We start from the raw sequence: 12374 nt of genomic DNA, 5'->3' as shown, positions 1-12374 counted from the left end.
TCCCTCAGGCTCAAGATTCCGAGCGTTTCAACACTGATTCTTGTGTTCGGTCATGAGAGTGAGGGAGCGAATTTATAGTTCAGCTTGGCGGGGACTTCCGGCAGGCTTGCGCGTTGATGAACACAGGCAATTCGCCTCGCTTGGCTTCTGAGATCTCCAATGAATGATAAAGTCGATATCCGTGAGCAATCGTCGGCTCAGGTCGTAGCCCCGAACGTGCGGCGCACTTCCCGCGTCCGGGAAGGCCTTCCCTATCCCCTTGGAGCCACATGGGATGGGCTAGGCGTGAATTTTGCGATCTTCTCCGCGAATGCCACGAAGGTTGAGCTTTGCCTGTTCGACGAAGACGGCGAACGGGAAATCGAGCGGATCGAGCTTCCGGAATATACCGACGAAGTCTGGCACGGGTACCTGCCGGATGCGCGGCCAGGCACGACTTACGGTTACCGTGTCCATGGCCCCTACGAGCCCACGGCCGGCCATCGCTTCAACCCCAACAAGCTCCTGCTCGATCCTTACGCCAAGCAGCTCATCGGCGACTTGAAGTGGAATCCCGCCCTATTCGGCTACACCCTCGGCTCGCCCGATGCCGACCTCTCCTTTGACAAGCGCGACAGCGCGCCGTTCATGCAAAAATGCCGCGTGGTCGAGTCGGCCTTCACATGGGCGCGGGCGCGCCGGCCGCAGATCCCGTGGGAGCGGTCGATCATCTACGAGACTCATCTGCGCGGCTTCACCATGCAGCATCCGGCGGTGCCGAAAGAATTTCGGGGCACGTTCTCGGGCCTCATGCAGCATGAGGTCATCGAGTACATCAAGAATCTCGGCGTCACGGCCGTCGAGCTGCTTCCGATTCATGCTTTCGTGGATGACAGTTATCTGATCGAAAAGGGCTTGAAGAACTACTGGGGCTACAACTCGATAAGCTTCTTCGCACCGCAGCCGCGCTACCTTGCAACACCCTTCATCAACGAAGTGAAGGAGATGGTGAGTCATCTCCACGATGCCGGGATCGAGGTGATCCTGGATGTGGTCTACAACCATACGGCCGAAGGCAATGAGCTGGGGCCAACCCTGTCCTTCAGGGGCATCGACAATGCCTCCTATTACCGGCTCGCCCCTGATAAGCGCTACTACATCAATGATACGGGCACCGGAAACACGGTTAATCTCAGCCACTCCCGTGTGCTCCAGATGGTCACTGACTCCCTTCGCTATTGGGCGCAGGAAGTCCAGATCGACGGTTTCCGCTTCGATCTTGCGACAATTCTAGGCCGCGAGCCGCATGGCTTCGAGGAGGATGGCCGATTCCTCGATGCCTGCCGCCAGGATCCCGCCCTCAGTCAGGTCAAGCTCATCGCTGAGCCGTGGGATTGCGGACCAGGCGGCTATCAGGTCGGTCGCTTCTCGCCCGGCTGGGCCGAGTGGAACGACCGCTACCGCGATACGGTGCGGGCCTATTGGAAGGGTGAGGAAGGAAAGTTGCCGGAACTCGCAGCCCGCCTGACGGCGTCGGCAGATATCTTCAACAAACGCGGGCGACGGCCCTGGGCCTCGGTGAACTTCATCACCGCCCATGACGGCTACACGCTGAACGACCTCGTCTCCCACAACGAGAAGCACAACGAAGCGAACGGCGAGGACAACAAGGACGGGCACGACCACAACCTGTCCTTCAATTACGGCGTCGAAGGCCCGACGGACGATCCCGAGATCCGCTCCCTGCGATCGCGCCAGATCCGCAACATGATGGCCACCCTGCTCTTCTCTCAGGGGACTCCGATGCTGCTGGCCGGCGATGAGTTTGCCCGGACGCAAAAGGGCAACAACAACGCCTATTGTCAGGACAACGAGGTGTCCTGGATCGATTGGGAAGGGATCGACGAGGATGGGGTCGAATTGCTCGAGTTCACCCGCAAGCTGATTCAGCTGCGTCAGAACCTGCCGATCCTGCGACGGGTGCGTTTTCTCTCGGGAGTCTACAACGAGGAACTCGACGTCAAGGATGTGACATGGCTTACGCCTTCCGGCGACGAGATGACGCCCGAGAACTGGGAGGACCCTAACGCCCGCTGCATCAGCATCCTGCTGGATGGCCGCGCGCAGCCGACCGGCATTCGCAGGCGGGGCACGGATGTGACCCTCCTGATGATCATGAATGCCCACAATGATGTGGTGAAGTGCACGTTACCGGAAGTAGTCGGCGGCGACGCATGGATGTGTCACATCGATACCAACCAGCCTGATCTGGACACTCCGGCGGAGTTCAGCTTCGGCAAGGTCTACTCGGTTACAGCCCATTCCCTGCTGCTGTTTCAGCTTAAACCCGCCAAGCAGCCGAAGCCCGAAAAAAGGAAGAGCGCCTGATACGGCGCTCTTCCCATCGATCTTACGTCGATAGACAGGACCGGTAGAGGGCGGCATATTGCTTTGCAGGGCGCCGCCAACTCACGTCCGCGCTCATGCCGTTATGCTGCAGGCGTCGCCATGCTTCCGTGTCACGCCAGAGCTTTGTCGCTCGTTGGAACGCATCCGTAAACGACGAGAGCGATACGGGCGCGAACTGGAAACCTGTGGCAACACCGGTGGCGATAGCCATCTCGTTGGCATCGATCACCGTATCGGCCAGCCCACCTACCCGGGACACGATGGGAATGCTCCCGTAGCGCATGGCGCATAACTGCGTCAGGCCGCAAGGTTCGAACCGCGAGGGCACAAGCAGAGCGTCGCTGCCGCCTTGGACCAGGTGAGCAAGCCCCTCGTCATAACCGAAGAAGCATCCGACCTGACCGGGATGAGCAATGCTTGCGGCCTGGAAGCTGTCCTCAAGGATCCGGTCTCCGGAACCCAGCAGCGCCAGTTGTGCTCCATCGGCAAGAAGCCTCGTCAGGCCGGCGAGCACGAGGTCGAGCCCCTTCTGCTCGGAGAGGCGGCTAACGACACCGAAGAGCAAAACGTCCGGGTTCTGGCTGAGGCCCAAGCGCCTCTGCAGAGCCGTCTTGTTGGCAATACGAGTGTTGAGAGTGTCGCGGTTGTATGTCTGTTCGAGATATGTGTCCGTCTCAGGATCCCAGACCTTGTCGTCGATCCCGTTCAGAATGCCGGAGACAACACCAGAACGGACCCGAAGCAACCCATCGAGACCCATCCCGCCTCCAAGCGTCTGAATCTCCTTGGCATAGGTTGGTGAAACGGTCGTGATCCGATCAGCGTGCTGCAGACCGGCCTTCAGAAACCCAATCTGCCCGTAATATTCGACGCCGTCGATGGTGAAGGTGCTGGCCGGTAGTCCCAACTCGAACAACAGATATGCAGGAAAGGCACCCTGAAAAGCGATATTGTGGATCGTCATCACCGTTGCAGGACGAGGGCCTTCTGCAAGGCTCAGGTAAATCGGCACAAGACCTGCCTGCCAATCATGGGCATGAATCACATCGGGCACAAACCCAGGCGCCAGCCCCAGTCCAATATCGGCGGCTGTCCGCGCTAGGGCCGCGAAGCGCCGCGCATTGTCCGGCCAGTCTTGGCCATCAGGCGCAAGGTAGGGAGACCCAGGCCGGTCGTAGAGATGCGGAGCATCGATGACGAAGAGGTCCAGATCTCCTGCCCTTCCGGACAGCAGGCTTGCCGTTCCGCCGAAGAAGCCGGAATAGTGATGGACGACCCGTGAGCCTTCGAGCGCCTTCAGAACGGCTGGATACCCTGGAACGAGCGTGATGACTGTCACGTCCTCCAGCGCGAGGGCGGATGGAAGGGCTCCGGCGACATCTGCCAATCCGCCGGTCTTGATGATGGGAAATATCTCTGACGTGACGGAGAGAACGTTCAGAGGCCTCATCCGGCCAATCTCTCGATCATCGGCTTCGTAATCAGGCTGATGCCCTTCTCGGTGCGGCGAAACCGTTTGGCGTCGAGTTCAGGATCCTCGCCCACCACAAGACCGTCAGGAATGCGAACACCCCGGTCGACGACGACGTTCTTGAGCCGCACACCCTTTCCGACATCCGCATAGGGGAGAATAACGGCTCCTTCGACGGACGCGTATGAATGGAGATGCACGCCGGTAAAGACGAGGGACTGGCGCAGAGCCGCTCCAGACACGATGCAGCCGCTGGAGACGAGCGAGTTGATGGCGTGACCGCGGCGCCCCTCTTCATCATGCACGAACTTCGCCGGCGGCCATGTCTCCGTAAAGGTCGAGATCGGCCAATCGTGATCATAGAGGTCGAGGGAGGGAACGATCGCCGTCAGATCGATATTCGCTTCCCAGTACGCGTCCACGGTCCCGACATCCCGCCAATAGGCCTCCGCATCCCTTCCACCGGCTTCCGCCCCGGAGCGGACGCATGAGCGCGTGAAACGATGCGCCACGGCTTTGCCGTGCTGAACCAGATAGGGGATGATGTCCTTCCCGAAATCCCGGTTGGAGCCGGGCGTCTCCGCATCGCGTCTCAACTGATCGAAGAGGAACCGGGTGTTGAAGACGTAGATGCCCATGCTGGCCAGGGCCTTGTCCGGGTTGTCCGGCATGCCGGGCGGATCGGCAGGCTTCTCGAGGAAGGAGACAATGCGATCCGTCTCGTCGACGGCCATGACGCCAAAGCCGGTAGCCTCCATGCGCGGCACCTCGAGGCAACCGACTGTCACGTCGGCCCCCATATCGACGTGCTGCCGCAACATGAGCTCGTAATCCATCTTGTAGATGTGGTCGCCGGCCAGGAGGATGATGTATTCGGGATCGATGCTCGCGATGATGTCGATGTTCTGATACACCGCATCGGCCGTGCCCTCGTACCACATTGTTTCCGAGACACGCTGGCTGGCCGGCAGAATATCGAAGCTTTCGTTTCGCTCGGCGCGGAAGTAGTTCCATCCGCGCTGCAGATGACGGATCAGGCTGTGAGCCTTGTACTGCGTCGCCACTCCGATGCGCCTGATGCCGGAGTTCAGGGCGTTCGAGAGTGCAAAATCGATGATCCGTGTATTGCCGCCGAAATAGACCGCAGGCTTAGCGCGAATGTCAGTCAGTTCCATTAATCGGCTGCCGCGACCGCCGGCTAGAATGTACGCCATGGCATGGCGGGCGAGAGGCGCGTAGGGAACGCTGGAATTCGGCAAGGCCGGGTCCTCACATCAAAGGCAGTCACCTGATTATATAGAGGCCGGGATGGCTGCTGGTAATTGTCGCCCGCTCGACTTCAACGGAGTACCGCCCGGGAGCCTTTGACCGATGGCCGAAGGCTCGTATGCTGATCGTGCTCAAGTCACCCGCGTGGTGCGCTTGCGCTTTGGCGCGGCGGCAGGAGCCTCGCTGCTTTCCTCCACTGAAGCAGGAGCAGAACTGCGCTTCTTACGGGTCTTCGGAGCAGCCGGAGGAGCCTCATCGGCCGTCATGCTGGTCATGCCCAACGGGGCAGGATCGATGAGGGATGGAGGTTGGACACCTGATCCTTCACTGCTTTCGCCGAGAAGCTCGCGCTCGGCCTGATACCAGTACTCGTCCGCCCGATCAGGAAGCGCCCCGTGCCGCATCCAGAGCTCGTAAGCCCGTTCACGGATTCTGCTTTCAAGTTCCTTGTCCATAGTCGCCCTTCAGTCCTGATGTCATGCCCAGCCAGATGAACGCAGAAGAAGAGCAGGGCCAGCCTGCCGCGTTTGGTGCGCCCACCGTTCGAACTGTGTAAATTATTATGCGCTTCGCCAAATTGGCAACGGCAGAGGCTGGAATCTGCAGCAAATGCCTGCTTAGAAATCGAACCAGCACCGATGAATTTTCAGGCACCTTCGGCGGCTTCAGGCGCCTTGAAGCGGATGACCCTGTACACATACCAAACAGCGAGACCCGCAATGACCACATTCGAGACAGGGTTCAGCCATTCCGCAACTCTCTCATACTGGCTCTCCAGGAGGTACCCGGCGCCTGCAAGAAAGCTCGCCCAGAGGGCCGTTCCGAGAGAGCTCCACAGCAGGAACGTGGAAATCGGAATACAGTTCACCCCTGCTGGAACCGAAATCAGAGAACGGATCGCCGGAATCAGGCGCCCGAGAAACAGGGCAAGCGCCTGATGACGGGAGAAGTAGGCCCTGGCCTGGTCCACCTCGTCGGGATGCATGGTCAGCCATCGCCCATGCTTGGCCGCGAACCGCTTCAGACGGTTTGCTCCGATCCAGCGGCCGATCAGAAACCAGAAATAAGCGCCGGCGAGCGAACCGACCGTCCCTGCAATAAGAACACCCGTGAGGCTGAGTGTCCCTTTGGCGGCGGAAAATCCTGCCAAGGGCATGATGAGTTCCGATGGGATTGGCGGAAACACATTCTCCAATAACATGAGCAGGGCGATGCCGAGATATCCGGCCTTGTCGATCAGGCTGACGATCCAATCAAACACTCTGTTCCACCAACTCTTTGAAGTGATCCATAAATTTCCGATGCGGGCTCAATCCGCAAGCCCGCTCGATCTGGGCAACGATTTTGAGGCGCTCTGTTTCCATCGGAACCTTGGCCTCGGCTCCCGAGTTGGCACAGGACTGCGTTTAGGATCTTAGTCGCGTGCAGCTTCTGGAAGAAACGACGACCCGGCAAGAACTTCAGTTCGCCCAGGCTGCCCTACGGCTGCCCGAGGGCTCGATCCTGCGTTCAGGACAGAATTGCTGGCGCGCTGCCCCGGCCGATCGTGCATCGGTCCTGATCGACGGCGCCCCTTACTTTGCCTGCCTGGAAGCGGCCCTGCGCCGCGCCAGACGCTCCATCCTCATTATCGGCTGGGATTTCGACGGCAGCATCCGCCTGCGCCCGGACGCGAGCGCCGAGGAGTCGCCCCCGCTCGGCCCCCTGCTCCGCACTCTCGTCGAAGCCAATCCGGAGCTTGAGGTTAGGATCCTGGTGTGGAGCGTTGCCGTCGTGCATGCCCCCGGGGCTCCCGGCCCGCTCATCTTCGGCGCCGAGTGGCAGGACCATCCACGCCTCCACCTTAAGCTCGACACCCACCACCCACTTTACGCCGCCCACCACCAGAAGATCGTCTGCATCGACGACGCCTTGGCGTTCGTCGGCGGCATGGACCTGACGGTCGAACGCTGGGACACCCATCGCCATGCCTGCGATGACCCTATCCGCCTCAAGGATGATGGATGCATCTACGAGCCGGTCCACGATCTGCAGATGGTTGTGGATGGCGAGGCGGCACGATCCGTTGCCGAAGTGGGCTACGGCCGCTGGAAATCTGCCACGGGAGAGGATCTGAGCCCGGCCATGCCGGACGGGGCTGACCCATGGCCGGAGGAGCTTGCCGCCGATTTCGTCAATGTGCCGGTGGCCATCGCCAGAACCTATCCGGCCTGGGGAGACCAGCCTGCCGCGCAGGAGGCAGCCGCCCTGACCCTGGATGCACTGTCCGCAGCCAGGAAGAGCATCTACATCGAAGCTCAGTACATGACCGCCCCTGCCATTGGAGACGTTCTGGAACAGCGTCTGGCCGATCCCGACGGGCCGGAGATCGTGGTGATCCAGACACATGAATCCCATGGCTGGGCCGAAGAGCTGGTCATGGGCACGAACCGGGACAGGCTGATCCGGCGCCTGCGCAAATGCGATCACTATGATCGCCTGCGGGTTTACTACCCGGTCATCCCCAATGGAGCAGGCGGGGAATGCCAGGTGCTCATCCACTCCAAGCTCATCATCGTCGACGACGTGTTCCTGCGCGTTGGCTCCTCGAACCTGAACAACCGCTCCATGGGTCTCGACAGCGAGTGCGACCTCGCTATCGAGGCGACGGGTGAGGAAGAGCGCAGGACCATTGCCTGCCTGAGAGACCGGCTCCTTGCCGAGCACCTGGAGACTCAGCCGGATACATTTACTGAGGTCCTTGAAGAAGCAGGCGGATCCCTCATTCGGGCCATCGATCGGCTCAATATGGCGGTCCGTGGCCTGCGTCCCTTTGGAGCCATGGCCGACGACGGGCCGGATGCGCCAGCACCGGGAACCGGTCTCCTGGACCCGCTCGAGCCTTTCGAACCGCTCTCCCTCTTCCGTCGCCGCAAGGGCTAATCTCTAGGCCTTCGCGGGGACAGGAGCATCTCCTTCAGAGCCGGATCCACGATGCCGCATAACCAGCTCGGTTACGGCAAACAGAATGCTCCCTAGGCCAAGCGGTGCAAGGAAATAGACGAACCGGAATACCAGCAGCGGGCCGATCAGGTCGCTCTGCGGCAGAAGGTACATGACGACGCTCTCGATCACGCCAAGCCCTCCAGGCACATGGCTGACCAACGCCGTCGCATTGGCGATCACATAGACGGAAGCCACGCCCAGATACGCTACGTCTGCCACGGCCGCGAGGGCTTGGTGAAGGCAGGCGGCCACGAAGGCGAAGTTGATGGATCCGACGAGGACCTGTCCGATGGCAAGCCGAAAGGCTGGAATCTCAAGCGACCAGCGCCGGATCCGCAGCGGCCTGCGCACGAAGAGGGACAGGATCAGATAGATCACCGGCACCGCAAGACAGCCGAGCCCCAAGACGATGACCACCGGATGCGTCAGCCCGGTAATCTCCACGGCCAGGCTGGAGCGCAGAAGCAAGGCTGTCCCACCCAGCGTCAGCAGGCCTAGTCCGACGGTGACACCGCAGAAGACGATGACCTTCGCGACCACGCCTGCACTCAGGCCCCAGCGGCTGTAGAAGCGATAGCGCACCGCACCACTGCTCAAGGCGGCCAATCCAATGTTATGGCCGAGGGACAGAGCTGTGAAGGAGGCCAAGGCGGCTTTCGGATAGGGGAGCGGCCTGCCGACATAGTGCAGGGCCAAGTAGTCGAAGAACGTCAGGGACACATAGCTTGCTGCGGCAAACCCTGCGGCAGCCAGGAGCCTCGGAACGGGAACGGCAGTGACGGCGGCAATCAGCTCGTCCAGGCTGTAGCGATTGAGCGTACGATACAGCAGGAAAGCTGCCAAGCCTATGGCAGCCGCAGCAATCAGGTACTTCCAGTTCCGCATTCCTCTCCTCATCGGCGTTGAGCCGCAGCAGCGAACGGCCACGCTCCTGAAGCTCAACGCAAAAGCCAGGCGTGCGATCCGTCAGACGCCTCTATAATGCCTCTCACCCGTGGGCCTGGGCCATGCTGGCTTGGTGGACCTTGCCACGGAGGATCTGGAATTCGACCAGAAGCGGAAGATGGTCTGAGGCGATACGGGCCAATGGCGTCCTGACCGCCTCCACCCGCTGGACTGCAATGCCGCGGCTGACGAAAACGTGGTCGATGCGCAGCAATGGCAAGCGCGACGGAAAGGTTGCCCTGGGCTTGGGAAGTTTTGCAAGCGCTTGCGCGTCCCAGAGTTGTGCAGTGAGACGCTGATACGTACGGGATCGCGGTGTGGCGTTGAAGTCCCCCAGCAGAATGGCTGGTTCACGGCAGCTCTGATGACCGAGCCAGTGCGGTCCCAGCAGGGCATTCACCTGGGCGAGCCTCTCGTGGCGGCGCAGGCCCAGATGGGTGTTGATGATCTGGACATTGGTGCCTGCGAGGTTGATCGAGGCCCAAAGAGCCCCCCGTGGTTCAAGGCGTGGCTTTCCGGCCAGGCCCGGCAGGGCCTCCGCCTTGATGAGCTTCGAAGGTCGAGGCGTCAGGATTGCGTTGCCGTACTCCTCTTCGAGCACCCGCATGCTGGCATGGAAGTGGACGTGCATTCCGAGCGCCTGGGCGATCGCATGAGCCTGATCGACGCTCCCTGTTCTGACCCGCCCTACGTCGAGCTCCTGCAGGGCGACGACGTCGGGTTCATAGGCTGCAATCACATCGGCGATGCGAGCAGGAGACAGCCGCCCATCTGTGCCTAGGCAGCGGTGCACGTTGTAGGTCAGGATTCGCGGCACTTCGCCCCCTCTGGCAGACCTCCGGAAGGAGCTTCCGGTTCCGTTGGCTGTTCCGATCCAGCTGGAACCAGAACTCCCATCCAAGGGGCCTGGATCCATCCAAGCTCGGCTTTTTGGCCGCGTGAGCGTCTGAGGTCACCGAAGAGGCGGGCAGTTCCCCTCTCAACCTGGGGGATCTGATGGGATGAGGTCCGGATATGGAACGGGGACCGTGCGTACATCCGGCACCGGTCCCCGCCTCATCGACCGGCTGCAACTGCGACCGGATTCAGCCATCATAGACCAGGCGCGGAAGGCCGGATCAGAGCATAGGAGGTAGGAGGCCTCACCCTGTCGGGGGCCGGAACCCGTTCCCGCGAAAGCCTACCTATGCAGGAAAAAGGGATTCCCGCCCCTGCCCCGGCGCGCTATGGCATGCGCATGGAAGGCCGATGGAGCTGATATGTCCGAGATGTTCTCTCTTCAGAAAGACAAGATCCGTGTTCTGTTGCTCGAGGGAGTGAACGAGAGTGCCGTGGATCTGATTAAGGCCGCGGGCTACACCAACCTGACCTACCTCAAGACGGCCCTCGACGAGAACGAACTGATCGAGGCCCTGCAAGGCATCCATCTCCTGGGCATCCGCTCCCGTACCCAGCTGACGAGCAGGGTTCTGCAATCCGCCAACCGGCTGATCGCTGCCGGCTGCTTCAGCGTCGGGACGAACCAGGTCGATCTGGAAGCCGCCCGGCAGGCCGGCATTCCCATCTTCAACGCTCCGTTCTCCAACACCAGGAGCGTCGCCGAGTTGGTGATCGGCGAGATCGTCATGCTGCTGCGGCGCACCTTCCCCAAATCCACCGCGGCCCATGGAGGTCAATGGGACAAGTCTGCCGCGGACAGCCATGAGGTACGCGGAAAGACCCTGGGCATTGTCGGCTACGGCAATATCGGCTCGCAGCTCTCCTATCTGGCGGAAGCCATGGGCATGCGCGTCATCTTCTTCGATCAGACCGACAAGCTCCGCCACGGCAACACCGAGCCTGCCGACAGCCTGCATGCTCTGCTGAGCCAGAGCGACATCGTCAGCCTGCATGTGCCGGAGACACCGGCGACCCATGGGATGATCGACAAAGCCGAGATCGCCATGATGAAGAAGGGCGCCTACCTCATCAACAACAGCCGCGGCACCGTGGTCGACCTCGATGCATTGGCTGAGAGCTTGCGGAGCGGTCATCTGCGGGGCGCTGCCGTCGATGTATTCCCCGTAGAGCCGGCATCCAACAAGGAGCCCTTCGTCTCGCCGCTGCAGGGTCTCGACAATGTTATTCTAACACCTCACATCGGCGGATCCACGGAAGAGGCACAGGAGCGCATCGGTGCCGAAGTCGCCAAGAAGCTCACCGATTATTCCGACGTGGGCACGACGGTCGGAGCCGTGAACTTTCCCCAGGTCCAGTTGCCCGCCCGGACCACTGGCACCCGCTATATCCATGTGCACAGGAACGTACCTGGAATGCTCGGGCGCTTGAACAATGCTTTCTCCCAGCGCGGCCTCAACATCACGGCCCAGCACCTGCAGACAGATGGCGAACTCGGGTATGTGGTGATCGAGGTGGAAGGTCAGCCAGAGCAGAGCCGCGAAACCCTGGAGGAGATCCGCGCTCTGGAGGGGACTATTCGCGCCCGGCTGCTCTATGCCCGCGGGTAGACGGCATATGGTGACCCGAGAGGCCGGATATTTGAGATGACCTTCATGGAGCATTCGTGCTCAAGACATGATACCGTCTGGTGAGCCATCCCTCGTGAAGAAGATGGCGCACTCTTCCGAGCGAAAGCAGGAACGTGATTGCCGGTGTTCAGGTGAAGTTACGTCATTTCATGCAGCAGGCGGCGACCAGGGTTGCCCGCACAATCGGGCTTCCCCGTATCATTGCAGAGAAAGCGGGACCTGTGCTTGGAGAGCCTTTGGCTCCGAGTGTAAATCCCAAAACCCTAGAGAACGATCAGCCCTCACCCTCATCTCCCAAGATCGATCATCAAGACGATCATCGCCCGCCTATTCATGCCCAATTGGAACGCTTCAGCGACATGAACACCTCCTTGGATACCCTGGCCGAGCAGATGCTGACTCTCGTCGAAATCGTCTCGGCTCAGGAGAGGGACATCAAAGCGCTCAAGGAACAATGTCGCGTACTGGAAGAGCACGATCAGGCGATCGCGGTGGCATTCTCGACATTCTTTCACGTTCTCTCCGCCGGGCGCGTCGCGAAGCTGAGCGAGATTGCCACTATCCTGAACCACATCATCAAGGTCGCCGAACAGGAAGGGCGCCCGGCCGCATCCATCAAGTTCCTTCAGGACCTGGCCGGCATGCTACCCGAGGATCAGCGCTAACCCGTTCCTGGCCCTGCTTAAGCGAGATTGTCTGCCAGGATATCCCGCGAACAGTTGCTTCGGTTAAGCATCCATTAACCCTGTTGTTTCACACTTCATCAACTGCCGCAGCAATGGTGCCGG

The 12374-nt window shown here is 60.6% G+C and carries 10 protein-coding genes; 4 read left to right on the top strand and 6 right to left on the bottom strand.

Annotation, left to right across the window (positions count from 1 at the left end; translation table 11 throughout):
- Window positions 1-159: 159 nt before the first annotated feature.
- Window positions 160-2367, top strand: coding sequence for a glycogen debranching protein GlgX (gene glgX / locus JKL45_RS04990; protein WP_201860009.1), 2208 nt, complete (start codon window positions 160-162; stop codon window positions 2365-2367).
- A 22-nt stretch (window positions 2368-2389) separates the two neighbouring features.
- Here glgX and glgA read toward each other — a convergent pair whose 3' ends face one another.
- The 4 genes from glgA to JKL45_RS04970 all read right to left on the bottom strand — a co-directional run bounded on the left by glgA (window position 2390) and on the right by JKL45_RS04970 (window position 6389).
- Complete coding sequence (gene glgA, locus JKL45_RS04985; RefSeq protein ID WP_201860008.1) at window positions 2390-3838, bottom strand: glycogen synthase GlgA; 1449 nt, start codon at window positions 3836-3838, stop codon at window positions 2390-2392.
- Window positions 3835-5118 carry a glucose-1-phosphate adenylyltransferase gene (glgC, locus tag JKL45_RS04980; protein WP_201860007.1) on the bottom strand — a complete coding sequence of 428 codons (1284 nt, stop codon included), beginning with the start codon at window positions 5116-5118 and terminating at the stop codon, window positions 3835-3837. Before glgC ends, glgA begins: the two co-directional genes overlap by 4 nt.
- A 141-nt stretch (window positions 5119-5259) precedes the next feature.
- Complete coding sequence (locus JKL45_RS04975) at window positions 5260-5583, bottom strand: DUF2934 domain-containing protein (protein ID WP_201860006.1); 324 nt, start codon at window positions 5581-5583, stop codon at window positions 5260-5262.
- A gap of 191 nt (window positions 5584-5774) precedes the next feature.
- Entirely contained in the window at window positions 5775-6389 is a 615-nt protein-coding gene (locus tag JKL45_RS04970; RefSeq protein WP_201860005.1) for a DedA family protein, read from the bottom strand.
- Between the two features lie 161 nt (window positions 6390-6550).
- Here JKL45_RS04970 and JKL45_RS04965 point away from each other — a divergent pair, with 161 nt between their 5' ends.
- A complete protein-coding gene (locus tag JKL45_RS04965; protein WP_312896907.1) occupies window positions 6551-8050 on the top strand; it encodes a phospholipase D-like domain-containing protein in 1500 nt (499 codons plus the stop codon).
- 3 nt (window positions 8051-8053) lie between these two features.
- Here JKL45_RS04965 and JKL45_RS04960 read toward each other — a convergent pair whose 3' ends face one another.
- The gene (locus JKL45_RS04960) at window positions 8054-8998 is read right to left on the bottom strand and encodes a lysylphosphatidylglycerol synthase domain-containing protein (RefSeq protein WP_201860004.1); all 945 of its coding nucleotides are present in this window, start codon (window positions 8996-8998) and stop codon (window positions 8054-8056) included.
- 103 nt (window positions 8999-9101) lie between these two features.
- Window positions 9102-9875, bottom strand: a complete 774-nt coding sequence (locus JKL45_RS04955; RefSeq protein ID WP_312896906.1) for an endonuclease/exonuclease/phosphatase family protein — start codon at window positions 9873-9875, stop codon at window positions 9102-9104.
- A 442-nt stretch (window positions 9876-10317) separates the two neighbouring features.
- Here JKL45_RS04955 and serA point away from each other — a divergent pair, with 442 nt between their 5' ends.
- Entirely contained in the window at window positions 10318-11565 is a 1248-nt protein-coding gene (serA, locus tag JKL45_RS04950; RefSeq protein ID WP_201860002.1) for a phosphoglycerate dehydrogenase, read from the top strand.
- Window positions 11566-11699: 134 nt separating this feature from the next.
- Window positions 11700-12251 (top strand): hypothetical protein, encoded by a 552-nt coding sequence (locus JKL45_RS04945; protein WP_201860001.1) that lies wholly within the window; start codon window positions 11700-11702, stop codon window positions 12249-12251.
- The last annotated feature ends 123 nt before the right edge of the window (window positions 12252-12374 follow it).

Origin of the sequence: Microvirga soli (assembly GCF_016734765.1) — a bacterium.
GTDB lineage: Bacteria > Pseudomonadota > Alphaproteobacteria > Rhizobiales > Beijerinckiaceae > Microvirga > Microvirga soli.
This window is presented reverse-complemented; position numbering and strand designations above follow the sequence as displayed.